Origin of the sequence: Hymenobacter plasmatis (assembly GCF_020711255.1) — a bacterium.
Taxonomy (GTDB): domain Bacteria; phylum Bacteroidota; class Bacteroidia; order Cytophagales; family Hymenobacteraceae; genus Hymenobacter.
Genome location: NZ_JAJFAW010000023.1, coordinates 1 through 16,032, shown reverse-complemented (window position 1 = coordinate 16,032; position 16,032 = coordinate 1). Strand labels below are relative to the sequence as shown.

Genomic DNA, 16,032 nt, shown 5'->3' with positions numbered 1-16,032 from the left:
GGCTTAGAGCACAGCGAAAATGTCCGACTCGCGCATGATGAGCAGGTCTTCGCCGTCGACGGTGATTTCGGTGCCGGCGTACTTGCCGTACAGCACCTGGTCGCCCACCTTCACCTGGGGCTTGATGAGGGAGCCGCTGTCAGCGGTTTTGCCTTCGCCCACGGCTACAACTTCACCGCGCTGGGGCTTCTCCTTGGCCGTGTCAGGGATGATGATACCGGATTTGGTTTTCTCCTCGGCGGCGGCGGCGCGTACGATTACGCGGTCGGCCAGCGGTTTCATGCTAAGTGCCATTCTGTGTGTGTTTGGATTGAGTTGGATGAAAAATCAGCGTTTACGGCCTTCTGTCACTTCCCGTGCCAGGGCCATAAACCTGACAAAATGGGCAGAATTGGAGACTGCTATATGGCAGACCTGACGTGTAACCATGGCTGGCGAGCCGCCAAAACCGGCCACTGCCAGGAGTCGGCTTGCTACCGGCCAAATGATTTGCAACGAAAAAGCCGGTGGCTCCAAGAGGAACCACCGGCTTTAGCAGAGCAGTAGCGTCGAGTGCGCTTGAATTACTTCTTGTCAGCAGGTGCTGCTGGGGTAGTAGCGGGCGTCGTCGTAGGCGCAGGCGTCGTGGCTGCAGGAGCCGTAGCGGCACCAGGAGCTGTGGTAGCGGGTGCGCTGGGAGCCGGGGCCGGAGCAGGCAGGCGAGTCTCCAGTGCGCGCTGCTGGTTTACGCTGCGTACGGGGCCAGCCGAAGTGGAGGTGAGCATGTGGGTGCCCAACGACAACACTACCAGGCCGATTGCAAAGCCCCAGGTCAGTTTCTCAAGCAAATCGCCGGTGCGCTTTACGCCCATCATGCTGGCGGCACCGCCAGCGCTGAACTGGCTGGAAATTCCGCCGCCTTTGGGGTTTTGAGCCAGCACCACGAGGGCCAGCAGAAAGCACACAAGAAGAATTAAAATGATGAGGGCAGTGTACATGAGGAGCAAAGAAGCTGAAAAGGCGAATTACGCCGGGGGTTGCAATTGTTGTATTTGGGAGGCAAAGTACGCCATTTTTTCCGGCTGTTTCACCATTAGCTTCTCATAAATCTCAATGGCTCGGGCAGTTTTGCCCTGACGCACCAAGATGCGGGCGAGGCTTTCGGAGGCAAGGTCTAATTCGGCGCGGGTGCTGCGTATGCTCAAGTCGGCCTGGGCGCTGGCAGCTGGTGGCAGCATGGCAGGGCGTGTCAGGCGCGGCTGGCGGCGCAGGAAGTTGTTGATAAGGTCGAGCGACGAAGGCACGACCGGAGCCGGCGGGCTGTGGGTAGCCCAATAATCCAGCAACAGCGGGTCCGGCTCAAAGAAGGTGCCCACGGGTGGGAGCGGGGACGCGGGGGGCTGGGCAGCTGCCTGCGCTGATGCAGCTGCGTCGGCTTCAGCCTTGTCGGTCAGCAGGTTCAGAAGTTGCATGGAATAGCCCAGGCGGCTGCTTTCGCCAAAAGCATACCCCACGGCATCATCACCAGTAAAGGCGGCCGGAGTATAGGCTACCGCAGCAGCAGGAGCCGCGCCGGCAGCAGGCGGAATCTCAAGCAACGACTCTAGGCTGCCTAAGCTGCGGGTGACTGCCGAAGCCGCCCATTCGTCGACCAGGCCCGGCAGCTCATAAGTAGGCACAGCGGGCGGGGGAGGTTCCGCCAGGCCAAACTCAAAGCGCGCTTCTCCAACCTCTACCGGAGGGCGAATGGCGGGGGCCTGAGCTGGCAGGTCTTCCTCAATCTTCGGTTCGGGCTGAACCTCTGCTTCGGGAATGAATTCGGGTGTGGGTTCAGAAGCGGGAATGTTGACGCCTTCAACGTCGAGCAGCAAAGCCGCATCGGCCTCTGAAAGAACAGGGACTGCTACTTCTGCTGGTAGTTCCTCAACGGGTGGAGCGGGATTTACTGGCGCTTCCACTGGGGTAACTACACTTTCAATTACTGGCTCATCAACCGGTTCGGGTTCTGCAATTGCTTCAACAGCTTCCTCAATCGGCGCGCTCACAGTTGGCTCAACTACTAGCTCGGGCTCAGCAACAACTATTGGGGGAACTACCGCTACTGGTGCCGCGGGTGGCTCAACTGCTGTTTCTACTGGCGCAACGCTAGCAACAGCTTCAGGTGTTGTCGGTGCCTCGGTAGGTGGGTTTGCTACTGTGGGTAGCTCAACTTCTTCGGGTTTAGCCGGCTCAACTTCCTCGATAAGGCGGCGCAGCAGGGTGCGGTCGGCGGCGTAGGTGGCGGCGCGGCGCAGGCGCTGGCCGGCCAGCATAGTGCCCTGGTCGTGGGCGGCTTTGGCCAGTAGCAGGTGGGCCGTTTGGCAGTAGGGGAAAGCCTGGGCCAGCTGCTCCAGTTCGCGCACTTCAACCGGGCCAAGGGCAGAGGTGTTGTCCAGTACATGCAGAAGCGTGGCGCGAGTCACGGGAGATGGGCGGCTTTAACGAAGAGCAGATTTTGGAATCAATTCCTAATACCTGGACTCCGAACGGATTAATGGGGGCGCAACATTACGCTATTTTACGCAAATACCCGCGCACTTACGGCGGAGCTAACCCGTATTTCTTCAAATTCTTAGCAGTAACCCCGCCCTGGCCCGGCTCAACTAATTCGAATGTTACCAGTTAGCCACCGACTTGTTGAAAATGTCAGTGATGATTTTGTTGGTCGTGGTGCGAACGGCGTTGGGGTCGCTGTTGATGGTGGCAATGTTCCGGCTGGCCGCGTAGTCGTCGAAGCCCTGGAAGGTTTGCTCAAAGCTCTGCTTATCGTCCTTGGTGTTGGTAAACCGGATTTTAACCTGGATGGTCAGGCGGTTGGAGCCGGCCTGGTCGATGCCGTCGATTTTCTGAATTGAGGCCGGGGCAAAATCATAAGCCACGATGTTGCCGTCGAACTGCAGGTCGCCGTCGCGCGGTACCAGCTTTAGGTTGGTGTTGCGCTGGAAATAGTCTTTCAGGTCCTCGGTGAAGCGCTGGGTGAGGAAGGCCGGGCCCTGGGGAGCGTTGTTTTGAATGGTAGCAATGGAAATGGTGCGCACCGTCGGGTCAATGTTGGTGCCATTGAACGAGTACACCCCGCAGCCGCCCAAAGTCATTACTAAGCAGATAGCCAGTAGCGGAAAGCCGAGGGCTAGTTTACACTTGCTCCAAATCATACTGCTTCAGTTTACGGTACAAGGTGCGTTCGGAAATGCCCAGGTCGTGGGCGGCGTACTTGCGCTTGTTGTTGTGCTTTTTTAACGCCTTGAGTATCATTTCCCGTTCCTTGATGTCGAGCGACAGGGTTTCCTCTTCGGTTTCGTGTGGAATGTCTTCCACGGGCGCCTCATCGTCGTAGCCGGTGGCGGGCTCGCTGTTGTACGGGCTCGACGCTGGTGGCAGGTAGTACTCAGAAGCGGCGCCGGTTTCAAACGCGCCGGGCTGGGCCGTATTGTTGAAGAGGTGGCTGTTTTGGCGCAGCAGCTCCTGGGCTTCGTGGGGGCGCTGGCCGGTGGCCAGCTCCAGCACCATTTTCTTCAGGTCCGTCATGTCGCGGCGCATGTCGAACAGGATTTTGTAGAGCAAGTCGCGCTCAGAGTAGCCGGCCGTAGAGCCTTCGGGCGTGCCCGGGCCCAGCAGCATGGGCAGGCGGCTGGCCTGGTCCTGCGGCAGGTAGGGGGCCAGGCGGCGGGCGTCTACTTCGCGCTCGGTTTCGAGTACCGACATCTGCTCGGCGATGTTCTTGAGCTGGCGGATGTTGCCAGGAAAGCGGAACCGTGTGAGCGCCTGCACCGCGTCGGGCAGCAGCGTGATGGGCCGGGTGCGGTAGCGCTCCGCAGCATCGGATGCAAACTTGCGGAACAGCAGGTAGATGTCTTCGCCACGCTCGCGCAGCGGCGGCACCGTGATGGGCACCGTGTTGAGCCGGTAGTATAGGTCTTCTCGGAACGTGCCGGCCTGCACGCGGTCGAGCAGGTTCACGTTGGTGGCGGCCACCACGCGTACGTCGGTTTTCTGCACTTTGGACGAGCCCACGCGGATGAACTCGCCGTTTTCGAGCACGCGCAGCAGGCGGGCCTGGGTGCCCAGCGGCATTTCGCCGATTTCGTCCAGGAAAATGGTGCCGCCGTTGGTTACTTCAAAGTAGCCTTTGCGGGCGTCGTTGGCCCCCGTAAACGAGCCTTTTTCGTGGCCAAATAGCTCAGAATCGATGGTGCCCTCCGGAATGGCGCCGCAGTTGATGGCAATAAACTGCCCGTGCTTGCGCGGCGACAAGGCGTGAATAATCTTGGAAAACGACTCCTTGCCCGACCCGCTTTCGCCGGTGATGAGCACCGTCATGTCGGTGGGCGCGACCTGCGCGGCCACCTGGATGGCGTAGTTCAGGGCCGGCGCGTTGCCGATGATGCCGAACCGGAGCTTGATGGATTGAATTTCTTGCGTAGTCATTAGCACGACTGAATCAGGGAAATCCAGTCATTTAAGAATCATTTTTTGGGAAAATTCATCCGCCACAACAGGCGAATAACCAGGAAAGCAATAAAACCGCCTACTAAAAGCTGCGCGGCCTGCCAAATCATCAACGTGCTTCCTGGGTTCATGGGGCGAGATTAAACTTGTAAAACAGAGTTATAATTAATGCCGGACCCACGGTAGAGGACAGCGAACGATAGAATTCACTGGCGCGGGCTTATACCGCCTCGCCCAGCATGGTGCTCGCACTGGCGCTGTGCACCAATACATTCACGTAGTCGCCCTTCTTGAAGTTTTGCTTTGGGAAGATGACAACTTGGTTCTGGCTGTTGCGGCCGCTCAGGTGCTCCTTCGAGCGCTTGGAGAAGTTCTCGACCAATACCTGGTGCACCCGGCCCACGCCGCGCTGGTTGCGCTCGGCGCTGTGAAGCTGCTGCAGGTCGATGATTTCCTGCAGGCGCCGCTTCTTCACTTCCAGCGGAATGTCGTCGGTGAGCTTGCGGGCGGCCAGCGTGCCGGGGCGCTCGGAGTAGAAGAACATGTAGGCCATATCGTAGCGCACAAACTCCATCAGACTCAGGGTGTCCTGGTGCTCTTCCTCGGTTTCGGTGCAGAAGCCCGAAATCATGTCGGAGCTGATGGCGCAGTCTTCGCCCAGAATGCGGCGGATGGCGCGCACCCGGTCCTCGTACCAGGGCCGGTCGTAGGTGCGGTTCATGAGGGCCAGCACGCGGGAGTTGCCGCTCTGGGCCGGCAGGTGGATGAACTTGCAGATGTTGTCGTAGCGCGCCATGGTGTGGAGCACTTCGTCGGTGATATCCTTGGGGTGCGAGGTGGAGAAGCGAACGCGCAACTCGGGGCTAACCAAGGCCACTTTTTCCAGGAGTTGGGCGAAGTTGACGTGCTCGGTACCGTCGGCCGAAGCCCACTTGTAGGAGTCCACGTTCTGGCCCAACAGCGTCACTTCCTTGTAGCCAGCGGCCACCAGGTCGGCGGCTTCGCGCAGGATGCTGTGGGCGTCGCGGCTGCGCTCGCGGCCGCGGGTGAAGGGCACCACGCAGAACGAGCACATGTTATCGCAGCCCCGCATGATGCTGATGAAGGCCGACACGCCATTGGAGTTCAGGCGCACCGGCGTGATGTCGGCGTAGGTTTCTTCACGGCTCAGCAGCACGTTCACGCCCTTCTGGCCGCCATCTACCTGGCTGATGAGTTGGGGCAGGTCGCGGTAGGCGTCGGGGCCTACCACTAGGTCCACGATTTTCTCTTCTTCGAGAAACTTGCTTTTCAGGCGCTCGGCCATGCAGCCCAGCACGCCCACCAGCAGGCCGGGGTTGCGCTTCTTGTGCGAGTTGATTTGGGAGAGGCGCATGCGCACCGTCTGCTCGGCCTTCTCGCGGATGGAGCAGGTATTGAGCAGCACCAGGTCGGCGCTGGCCAGGTCGTCGGTGGTATCAAACCCCTCGTCGAACAGGATGCTCGAAACTATCTCGGAGTCTGAAAAATTCATCTGGCACCCGTAGCTCTCTATGTAAAGCTTGCGCTGCCGGCCCGTGCGGGTAGCGGCGCTCACGCGCACCTCTCCACTCGGCGTAGCCTCGGGGGTAGGGGATACTTTATCTAGGAAATCAAGGGTTAACAGGGCTTGGGACATAATAAAAGCGCGTTTCGGCGGGCTACAAAGATACGGCAGCGCGGGGCAAAATGACAGAATGGCAGATTGTATGATAGCTCAACTACTGGTTAACAGCTAGAAGCAAACGAGGATTTATCAACAAGAAATCGAAGCCGGTTTCGCAAGTGAGCCCCATGCAATAGCCCTCGGCCCCAATGGCTCAATCTTCGTTGATGGTGGTGCCCAGCACTTCCAGCAGCGCTTTGGCCTTGAGCAGACACTCCTCGTATTCGCGCGCTGGGTCAGAGTCGTAGGTGATGGCCGAGCCCACCTGGAAGCTGAGGTAGCCGGTATCCTGGCGGTACTGCAGCGAGCGAATGACGACGTTGAACTCGAACTCGCCATTGGGCCACACATACCCGATGCTGCCGCTGTAGAGGCCGCGCCGGCTGTTTTCGTAGTGCTCAATGAGCTGCATGGCCCGGATTTTTGGAGCGCCGGTCATTGAGCCCATCGGAAAGGTGGCGCGTAGCACTTCTTCCAAGTCGGCATCCGGTCGCAGCTCGGCCGATACGGTCGAAATCATTTGCCACAGATGGCGGAAGGGGTAGAGGCCAAACAGCTCGGGCACGCGCACGGTGCCGGTTTGGGCAATGCGCGCAAGGTCGTTGCGCACCAAATCCACAATCATCAGGTTTTCGGCGCGCTCCTTTTCGTCGTGGAGTAAAGTTTGGCGTTGGAGCTCGTCAGCTTCGGGCGTCGCCCCGCGCCGGATGGTGCCTTTGATGGGCTGGGAAATGATTTGCGAGCCATGGTGCGATAAAAACCGCTCGGGCGAGGCGCACAGCAGAAAATGGTCGTGCCACCGCACAAAGCCCGCAAAGGGGGCGGGCGAGGCCTCCATTAGCCGCCAAAACACGTCTACCGGGTTTAGCCCAATATTTTCTGCATAGAACTCCTGGCACAAATTGAGCTCGTACACCTCTCCATTGAGAATGTCTTCCCTAATGGAATCCACGGCGCGCAAGTACTCAGCTTTAGGCAATCGTGGGCGCATGGCTGGCAGCTTCGGTGCCAGGAAAGCAGGAACGGATTGGGCTAAAATCTGTTCCAAGACGCCGTCCGCCTGCCCGTGGATTTCTACCGAATCTTCGCGCCAGCAAAGCCAGGTCTGAGGCGTGAAAAAATGGAGCTGGGGCCAACTGAACCCGTCGAAGTTGTGACTGGAAAGTGCCTCAATGTCGTTTTTGGTATCGTAGCTAATAAAGCCGCAATGCGGGCCTTGGTCTAGCTGGTGGGCTTCACTTCCCAGTTCCGCCAGTGAGCTGACCGCTGCGGCCGCAGCAGTAGCCACGGCCAGCATACGGTCAAACGGGCCGTTGGGGTACTCCAGGCTGTTGGGCTCGAAATAAGTGCAGTGCGGAAACTCAGCCGCCCAATGCAGGGCTCGCACACGGAAATCGGCGGGCAGGTCTGCCAGCAGAACGGTGACCAGGGCAGAAGTAGTAGGAGAAGTGGACACAGTAAAATATCAAGGAGCAGACCAACTGGCGCCTGCCCGGTATGTTAACAAGCAACCGGTGCAAATTGCCTACCTCAGCTCGCGCAGGGCCAGGTTGGCTTTGGCATCGGTGCTGTTTTTGTACTCGTGCCAGGGGTAGTGCAGGGCCTTCTCAAAGTAGGTGCGGGCCAGGGCCTTATTGCCGGCTTCTTGGGCCATGTAGCCCAACTGCAGGGCGGCCTGCGGGGCAAAATAAAAGGGCGCCGTATCGCCCGCCACGGCCAGGGTGCGCTCATAAGCCAGCTTGGCCGAGTCGAGTTGGCTCAGGCCCTGGTAGGCGCGGGCGCGGCGGTACGGCTCCTCGATGCGGTCGCGCAGGAGCGTGGCCGGCGTGGCATGGAAGCCGCGCAGGGTAGCCAGCGCCAGGCGGTTGTAGCCGCCATCGATTTGCAGGCGGGCCCGGGTCAGGGTGGGGTTGAGTGCCTGGGCCTCGTGGTAGTAGTGCTGGGCGTAGTTGTCTTCCTCGACATCGGTGGGGCCCGGCTGGTTGATTTGCTCCCGGTAGCGCGCCGCAACGGCCGCTGGCTGCCCACTCAGCCACACGGCGAGGTAGAGCTTAAAAGCGGTGTCCTTGCGGTAATGCTGGCCTTTGTACTCGCGCAGAAACGCCAGGTTCTCGCGCTCTGAGCCCGTATAATTTCCCTGGTAAAGCAGCAAGTCGGCAGCCATGTGGCGCAGGTAAGCCACCGACAGGTAGCCCGGGCCAACCGGACGGGCGCGGTAAGCAGCCAACGCCGCCTCGCCGTGGTGCTGGCGCTTGTACACGCTGATGAGCAGGTAGGAAAAGAGCAGGTTGTCGGGCTGTTGGGCGTGGAGGCGTTCTACCAAGCGCAGGGCTTCCTCGGGCTTTTTGTAATAGCCCTCCCGAATGAGCGTGAGGTAAAGCTGGCTTTCGGTTTGAAAGTCGTTGGGCTGAGCGGCGGAAAAGGCCAGATTCTTCAGTCCGGTATCAACATTCGCCGTGAGTCCCAGCAGGCTCAGCAGCCAGTGGTAGCCCTCCGGCAACGAGCCCACTGCAAACTGGCACACACCCAGGGTTTTGCGCGCTGGAGCAAAAGAGGGGTACCGCTTGGCCACGGTCTGCATTTGCTGGAAGCCGCGCCGCAGGTGGTATCCACCCATCACCAAGTGCCGGAATACCAGCTGGCTCAAGCCCAGGTGCAGCGTGATTTCGGCGCGGGCGTAGTCGCGCAGGGCGCTGGCCGGTGCGCGGTCCAGGGCGGCGAGGTGCGCTTCCTGGGCGCTCACCAGGGCCTCGTAGCGGCTGGCATCCTGCGTGATGATGAGCTCAGCAAAATCCGCACAGTTGGCCACCAGCAGGGGCGCGGGCGCGGTGGGCGTGCTGGCCAACTCACTTTTAAGTAGGTCGCGGGCGGGGCCCAGCCGCAGCTTCAGCACTTCGGCGTAGGCCCGGCGGCTGTTGGCCGTGAGCTGCTCGGTGCTGGTTGCGGCCAGGGCAGTGGGCTGAAGCTCGGCCGAGACAAGCTGCTGCGGGACCGGCGAAGCAAAGGCCGAAATGCACACCCAGCCCACCGGCCCCAGCACCAGCCAGCCCCAGCGCGGCCGGCCGGCCGACGCCGTTTTGCAAACACCCCGGAAAGTTTCAGCCAGAAACACCATTTACTATATCAACAAAAAAGGAACGACACGGGGCCGTTCCTTTTTACGATTTCAATCAGCAAGTCAGATTCCTGAAGCGCCAGATAGCTCAGCTTAAACCGCGCGGGCTTCCACGTCGGCCAGAATCCGGCCGCAGTGCTCGCACACGATGATTTTCTTGTGGGAGATGATATCAGCCTGGCGCTGGGGCGGCACCGTGTTGAAGCAGCCACCGCAGGCATCGCGCCGCACGAGCACCACGGCCAGGCCGTTGCGTACGTTGCCGCGGATGCGGGTGTAGGCTGTGAGCAGGCGGTCTTCCACCAGCTTGGTGGCTTCTTCGCGCTGGGCCATGATGCCGCGCTCTTCTTCCTCGTTTTCGGATACGATGGTATCCAATTCGCTTTTCTTGTTCTCGAGGTCCTTGCGGCGCTCGTCCAGCTTCGACTTCGTACCGCTGATTTCGGCGTTTTTCACGTCAATCTGGTACTGGGCCTCTTTGATTTTCTTATCGGCAATCTGGATTTCCAGGCGCTGCAGCTCAATTTCCTTGGCAATGGCTTCGAACTCGCGGTTGTTGCGGACGTTCTGCTGCTGCTCGTCGTACTTCTTGATGAGCGACTCGGCGTCTTTGCTGGCCTGCTTGCGGCTCTTGATGAAGTCGTTCAGACCCTGAATTTCCTCGTCAAATTTCTTGACCCGCACTTCGTAGCCAGCAATCTCGTCTTCCAAATCCCGCACTTCTTCGGGCAAATCACCGCGCACGCGCCGGATTTCATCGAGCTGCGAGTCGAGGTGCTGCAGGGTGAGCAGGGCTTCGAGCTTGGCGGCTACGGGAACGTCGGCGTGAGCCACGGCGGCACTATTAGCAGTCATATTGAACGGGGTTCGTAGGGGTTTCGGCGATTAAGACCGCAAAAGTACGTTCAAATCCGGCCGTTAGCAAATCTCGGAATACCTCGCCGGTGAACTGTTCGCTCTCAAAATGGCCCACGTCGCACAGCATGAGCTGTCCTTCGGCCCCAAAGAACTCGTGGTATTTCACGTCGCCGGTCACGTACGCATCGGCGCCGGCCGCCCGCGCCGTGCCAATGAGAAAGGCGCCAGCCCCGCCACAAATGGCCACAGTTTTAATGTCTTTTTCAAAAGGAGTGAAGCGAACCACCGGCACCAGCAGCTGCTGCTTGAGCATGGCGCGAAAGGCCGCGGGCGCCATGGCCACGGGTAGTTCGCCCACCAGGCCGGCGCCCACTTCTTGGTGCGTATTTTCGAGCTTAATCAGCTCGTAAGCCACTTCTTCGTAAGGATGCGCGTCGCGCAGGGCCCGCAGCACCCCCGCCTGCCGGTGCAGGGGCAGCAGCACTTCCAGCCGCAGTTCGGGCACGGTTTCGGGCTGGTGTTGGGCGCCGATGGCCGGCTGCGTGCCTGCGCCAGGCGTGAAGGTGCCGGTCCCCAAAGTCTGAAAGCTGCATTCCGAATACTGGCCCACCTGCCCGGCGCCAGCCGCGTACAGCGCGGCCCGTACCCGGCCCGCCACATCGGCTTGCTGGTCTTCTTCGCGGTGCGGCACGTACGTGATAAGGCGCGCCAGGGTGCCGCTTTGGGGGGCCAAAACCCGGGTTTTTGTGAGGCCTAATTTTTCAGCGAGCTTGTCGTTGACGCCGCCGCGCACGTTGTCGAGGTTGGTGTGGGCGGCGTAAATGGCCACGTCGTTTTTGAGCGCCGCAATGAGGGTTTGCTCCACTTCGTTGGCTCCGGTGAGCCGCTTGAGGGGCCGGAAGATGACCGGGTGGTGGCACACTACTACGTTGCAGCCCCGCCGCAGAGCCTCCGCAATCACGGCCGGCGTGCAATCAAGCGAAATCAGCACGCCTTTTACCTCGGCTTGCGGGTCGCCGCACTGCAGCCCGGCATTGTCATAGCTTTCCTGGTAGGCGAGGGGCGCGGCCGCTTCCAGCAGGCGGGCAAGGTCTTGAACGGTAGGGGTTTTCATTTAATCAATTAACATTTAGCAATTATCATTTAACAATCCGTTGGCTTGAGCGGGGCGAAGGCAGCCGGTGCGGTGCTGAAATGGATTCCAGCTCAAAGTAGGCTGTTAAATGATAAATGGTAATTGATAAGTCAAAGCAGGCTGCCTAACGTTTTCACGTAGTGGTCAACATTTGCGGCCAGGTCGCGGCGGCGGTACTGCATGAGGTAGCGCGGGTGGTCGAGCACGATGATTTTCTCAAACATGCCCAACTCGTCGTTGAGGCGCTGGAGGAATGTGCCGTTGCGCTTGCCCAGGCTCACCGCCACGTCGGTTCGCAGGCCCAGCTCCTGCACCTGTTGGCGTAAGGATAGCCGCATGTCGGGCCACAGGGCTTTGATGACCGCCGGCGAATCGTAATAATTATAGTTCAGCCCTTCGCGGACCAAGACCAGCGGGTACACCGAACCCAGGTAGAAATGCTGGTAGAATGCGGCCGGCCCACCCATCTCGCTCACCACTTGGTAGATGAACTGGGTTGATAATTCCGGCCGCTGCCGGGGCAAGTCGTGCGCAATGCCGCAGAATTCGGTAAGGGCCCCAGGGTCGGTGAAGGCAACTCCGGTCCGACCCATGCCCAGCCGGCCGGGGTTGATGCCCAGCATGGCCACCCGCGGCTGCGCATCGGCGTAATACTTTGCTGAGAACTTGCTTAGCAGCTCGTACACGGCCGGCTCGCGAAACGGGCTCAGTGATTCGACGCCGTGCGGCAAGGACGCGGGCAGGGGAAAGGTGCTCAGGAAGTGCAGCAGGCTCTCGTCGAAGTGGGGCATGTTTAGGATAAGATTACCGGCAGTTTCCTGGGGCATACGAGCTCAACCAAGACTTTGGGTAGCTGGCCGCAGCGGGGCAGTACTTTTACGGGCCGTTGCTTCGGCCTTTGACCGCGTATGCCTTCCGTTTTGGCTTTTTTGCTGCTGCCTTTTTCCTGGCTCTACGCCGGGGTAATGGCCGTGCGCAACTGGCTCTACGACGTGGGCTGGAAGGAATCCGAAGCCTTTGCGGTGCCCCTCATCAACGTGGGCAACTTGCGGGTGGGCGGCACCGGCAAAACTCCCCACGTGGCTTGGCTAATTGAAGAATTGTTGCGCCAGGGCCACCGGCCGGCCGTATTGAGCCGGGGCTACGGCCGCAGCACCCGCGGCCCGCGCCTGGCGGGGCCCGCCGATTCGGCGGCAACTGTCGGCGATGAGTCGTGGCAGTATTTCCAGCAGTTTGCCTCGCGCCAGGTCCCGGTTGCCGTGGCCGAAGCGCGCCGCCTCGGCGTCCGCCTGTTGCTGCAAGCCCACCCGAAAATCACGGTCATCGTGCTAGATGATGCCTACCAGCACCGCGCAGTGCTGCCCACCCTGAACGTGTTGCTCACGGAGCTGGCGCGGCCTTTTTACGCGGACGAGGTGCTGCCCGCCGGCCGCCTGCGCGAAAGCCGCGGCGGTGCGCGCCGGGCTGATGTCGTCATCGTGACGAAATGCCCGCCGGACTTATCGGCGGCCGCCCAGGCCAAAGTGGAGCAGCAGATTCGGCACTACAGTCAGCCCAATATTCCAGTTCTTTTTTCGGCTTACGAATACGCGGGCCCCCAGCCATTTTCCGTCGAAATTGAGCTAGAAGCTAGGCCGTTATCAACCCCGACTGTTAGCTCAATTTCGCTGCCTGCACTGCTGCTTACCGGAATTGCGCAGCCGGGCCCATTGCGGGAGCACCTCGAAAGCAGCGGGTATGCCATTCAGCATCATGCGGTTTTTGCCGACCATCACGCCTTTCAGCCCACCGACTTAGCGACCCTGCGCACGCATTGGCAAATGGGCTGGCCTATTTTTACAACGGAAAAAGATGCTACCCGCCTGCTGGCCCCCGCACTGGAGGCTAGCCGGAGTGGATTGCCATTCTATACCATTCCGGTGCGGGTGGCGTTTCTGGGAGACGGTGGTGCGGCCCTGCGCGGCCTATTGCCACCGCTACCCGCTTCGAACTCCTGATTTTTATTTTGACACAGCTAGCTGCTCCCTGGGCTCTGGCGTTTTGTTTTACTTATTTGAAGGCTCAGCAACGAGGATTCTTAATGGCGTGGCTGCGGCTGCAACCCCTGGCCGGACTGGTGGCGTTGCTGGTGCTGCTGGCCGCGCCCGCTGCCCGGGCCCAGGTGGTCGACGACTCGACCAAGGTGCTCTACGGCCCCAAAACCACCCGCGTCATCTACGAGGCCGAGGTGCTGCGCGACTCCACTTCCGGCACTCCGCTCGACACCACACTCACGCGCTGGCCGCAGGCGCGGTTTTGGTTTCACGACACCACCTTTCAGCAGGATTTGGGCGCCGTGGGCACGGCGTCGCGGCCCTTGCTCTACCAGCCCAATTTGCAGCTGGGGGCTCGTTTTGGCCGCAACGTGTTCGACAAGTACGCCCGCGATGCCACCAAGGTGCCGTACTACGATTCCCGGTCGCCGTATTCGTTTTTCCGGGTGGTGCAGTCGGGGGCCGGCGAGCAGGAATTTGAGATTAGCTACAGCCGCAGCCTGAAGAAAAACTTCAGCGTGGGCATTGCCTACGAACGCATTGCCTCCAACAAAATACTGGCCTCCCGGTCGACCCGCGATGGCCTGGTAGAGCATTCCAACCTGCTGCTGTTTGGCCGGTACCAGAGCGAAGACGAGCGCTACCACCTGCTCTTCAACCTGAGCAATGTGCGCCACCGGGCCATTGAGCAGGGCGGCATCTGGCCCATCACCTCCACGGTGCGTTCCACCACCGGCCAGGACAGCCTCATTGGCCAAACGCGTCCCCAGGACCTGTTCAATTTTGAACGGGAGCGGGTGTACCTGACCCAGGCCGCCAACAAAGAAGACCGCGACGAGGTGTATTTCACCCAGACCTACCGCCTGCTCGGCCGCGGCCTCACCGCCTACCACACCTTCGATGCCAAGCGCCAGTACAACAGCTACTCCGACTTGGCGCTGACCCGGCTCGACAATGGCAGCTTGCTGTTCTACCCCGGCCAGCCGCTGCGCAATACCCACGCGACCATCGACCGGGCCGAGTACCGTCAAGTGGAGAATACGGTGGGCGTGCTGGGGCGCACCAAAGCAGTGGAATACCGGCTATACGCCCGCAACCGGATAGCCTCTCTCCGCACCCAGCGGCTCGATTCGTCGGCTGCGGCCACGGTATTGCCGCTGATGCAGGCTGCGCCCACCCGCAACTTCAACGAGCTATTTTTGGGCGGTACCGCCGCCTTTAATTACCGCACTATCTACGCCATCGAAACGGCGGGCGAGCTACATGCGCTGTCGTTGGGCAGTCCCTATTCCAACTACCCGGAATACTGGCTGCGGGCGTCCATTCGCACCGGCCCGCTCTCGGCTGAAGCCCTACGCAGCTCGTACTCGCCTACCCTTACCCAGCAGGAGTTCGTGGGCAACCACTACGAGTGGCACCACCTGCCCGGCTCCAGCAGCGAGTTTCTGAACACCAACACCACCCAGCTCACCGGCCGCCTGCATCTGAAGCTGCCCAATCTGGGCAGCGTGACCCAGCACCGCTTCGAAGCCAGCGCCAGCGCCGTGAACATAGACAACCTGGTGTACTACAACACCGCTGGTGTGCCCGCCCAGATTGAAACTGCCCGCAACCTGTTCATCGCCTCGGCGCGGCACCAGGTGCGGGTAGGCCGGGTAGGCTTTGACAACCAAGGCACGTACACCAAGGGTGGCGACGTAGAAGGCATTCGCATTCCGGAGCTGGTGACGCATTCGCGGGTGTTCTACGAGAGCTATATATTCCGGAAAGCCATGTTTAGCCAAGTGGGCGCCGAAGTGTATTTCCAGTCGAGTTACCGGGCATTTAATTACAGCCCCAGCACGCAGCAATTCTACCAGCAAGACAATTTCACTATTGATCGCTACCCGCCCGTGGTAGATGTGTTTTTTACTGCTGACATTAAAACAGTTACAGTGTTCCTAAAGGCGGCCTACGTCAATCAAGGCATTTTCGATAACGGCTATTTCACCACGCCTTATTACACGGGTTATCCGCGTCGGTTTCAATTGGGTGTGAAATGGGATTTCTTTAATTAATTAACCGCAGATGAAAGAAAAAACCATTTTAAAACTGAAGCTGAATACCGACCCGCGCTGGGTAGATATTGCCGGCAAAAACATCGAAGATATTCTGGTAGACCACGCCTGGTGCGAGCAAAAAGCAGCCAGCACCGGCATCAGCATGATTATCCATTACCCGGAGAAGACGCGCCTGGTAGATGAGCTCACCGACCTGGTAGCCGAGGAGTGGAGCCATTTTGAGCGCGTGCTGTTGGAACTGCGCAAGCGCGGCTTCCAGTTGGGCCGCCCGCGTAAAGATGAATACGTAGTGCAGCTGCTGGCCCACGTGCGCAAAGGCGGTGCCCGCGAGCGCCAATTAATGGACCAACTATTAGTATCGGCGCTAATTGAAGCGCGTAGCTGCGAACGATTTAAATTGCTCTGGCAAAATATTGCCGACCAGGAATTAAGTAAATTCTACTACGAATTAATGGTGTCGGAAGCCGCTCATTTTGTGAGCTATGTGGACTTAGCCAAAGAATACTGCGACCCAATAATGGTTGAGGAAAGGCTGCAGGAATTGCTGAAAATAGAAGGCGAAATTGTGACCAATCTGCCGGTGCGCGACGACCGAATCCACTAAGAGCCTGTTAAAATTTACGGATAAGGTGTCGAATGCTGGATAAATAGAGCGTTGCTTCGGCGCTGCTGGTCTCGCA

General features: G+C 59.6%; 14 protein-coding genes. 3 read left to right on the top strand and 11 right to left on the bottom strand.

Annotated features, from left to right (window positions below; genetic code table 11):
• Positions 1-3 precede the first annotated feature (3 nt).
• The 11 genes from groES to LJ738_RS15765 all read right to left on the bottom strand — a co-directional run bounded on the left by groES (position 4) and on the right by LJ738_RS15765 (position 12,050).
• Positions 4-294 carry a co-chaperone GroES gene (groES, locus tag LJ738_RS15815; protein WP_068195400.1) on the bottom strand — a complete coding sequence of 97 codons (291 nt, stop codon included), beginning with the start codon at positions 292-294 and terminating at the stop codon, positions 4-6.
• Between the two features lie 269 nt (positions 295-563).
• Complete coding sequence (secG, locus tag LJ738_RS15810; RefSeq protein ID WP_227787362.1) at positions 564-977, bottom strand: preprotein translocase subunit SecG; 414 nt, start codon at positions 975-977, stop codon at positions 564-566.
• A gap of 27 nt (positions 978-1,004) precedes the next feature.
• On the bottom strand, positions 1,005-2,441 hold the full coding sequence (locus LJ738_RS15805; RefSeq protein ID WP_227787361.1) for a DUF8458 domain-containing protein: 1,437 nt from the start codon (positions 2,439-2,441) through the stop codon (positions 1,005-1,007).
• A 192-nt stretch (positions 2,442-2,633) separates the two neighbouring features.
• Positions 2,634-3,113, bottom strand: coding sequence for an LptE family protein (locus tag LJ738_RS15800; RefSeq protein WP_227787360.1), 480 nt, complete (start codon positions 3,111-3,113; stop codon positions 2,634-2,636).
• Positions 3,114-3,153: 40 nt separating this feature from the next.
• Positions 3,154-4,446 carry a sigma-54 interaction domain-containing protein gene (locus LJ738_RS15795; RefSeq protein WP_227787359.1) on the bottom strand — a complete coding sequence of 431 codons (1,293 nt, stop codon included), beginning with the start codon at positions 4,444-4,446 and terminating at the stop codon, positions 3,154-3,156.
• Between the two features lie 241 nt (positions 4,447-4,687).
• On the bottom strand, positions 4,688-6,124 hold the full coding sequence (miaB, locus tag LJ738_RS15790; RefSeq protein WP_227787358.1) for a tRNA (N6-isopentenyl adenosine(37)-C2)-methylthiotransferase MiaB: 1,437 nt from the start codon (positions 6,122-6,124) through the stop codon (positions 4,688-4,690).
• 181 nt (positions 6,125-6,305) lie between these two features.
• Positions 6,306-7,607 carry an aminodeoxychorismate synthase component I gene (gene pabB, locus LJ738_RS15785; protein WP_227787357.1) on the bottom strand — a complete coding sequence of 434 codons (1,302 nt, stop codon included), beginning with the start codon at positions 7,605-7,607 and terminating at the stop codon, positions 6,306-6,308.
• Between the two features lie 69 nt (positions 7,608-7,676).
• The gene (locus tag LJ738_RS15780; RefSeq protein ID WP_227787356.1) at positions 7,677-9,266 is read right to left on the bottom strand and encodes a tetratricopeptide repeat protein; all 1,590 of its coding nucleotides are present in this window, start codon (positions 9,264-9,266) and stop codon (positions 7,677-7,679) included.
• A 93-nt stretch (positions 9,267-9,359) separates the two neighbouring features.
• Entirely contained in the window at positions 9,360-10,121 is a 762-nt protein-coding gene (locus LJ738_RS15775; protein WP_227787355.1) for a zinc ribbon domain-containing protein, read from the bottom strand.
• Positions 10,111-11,238, bottom strand: coding sequence for a Nif3-like dinuclear metal center hexameric protein (locus tag LJ738_RS15770; RefSeq protein WP_227787354.1), 1,128 nt, complete (start codon positions 11,236-11,238; stop codon positions 10,111-10,113). The genes LJ738_RS15775 and LJ738_RS15770 overlap by 11 nt, the downstream gene beginning before the upstream one ends.
• A gap of 131 nt (positions 11,239-11,369) precedes the next feature.
• Positions 11,370-12,050 (bottom strand): uracil-DNA glycosylase family protein, encoded by a 681-nt coding sequence (locus LJ738_RS15765; RefSeq protein ID WP_227787353.1) that lies wholly within the window; start codon positions 12,048-12,050, stop codon positions 11,370-11,372.
• Between the two features lie 117 nt (positions 12,051-12,167).
• Here LJ738_RS15765 and lpxK point away from each other — a divergent pair, with 117 nt between their 5' ends.
• The 3 genes from lpxK (at position 12,168) to LJ738_RS15750 (ending at position 15,956) form a co-directional block, all read left to right on the top strand.
• Complete coding sequence (gene lpxK / locus LJ738_RS15760; RefSeq protein ID WP_227787352.1) at positions 12,168-13,256, top strand: tetraacyldisaccharide 4'-kinase; 1,089 nt, start codon at positions 12,168-12,170, stop codon at positions 13,254-13,256.
• A gap of 83 nt (positions 13,257-13,339) precedes the next feature.
• Positions 13,340-15,349: a putative porin gene (locus LJ738_RS15755; RefSeq protein WP_227787351.1), complete on the top strand. Its 2,010-nt coding sequence runs from the start codon at positions 13,340-13,342 to the stop codon at positions 15,347-15,349.
• Between the two features lie 10 nt (positions 15,350-15,359).
• Positions 15,360-15,956 (top strand): MiaE family protein, encoded by a 597-nt coding sequence (locus LJ738_RS15750; protein WP_068195368.1) that lies wholly within the window; start codon positions 15,360-15,362, stop codon positions 15,954-15,956.
• Positions 15,957-16,032 lie beyond the last annotated feature (76 nt).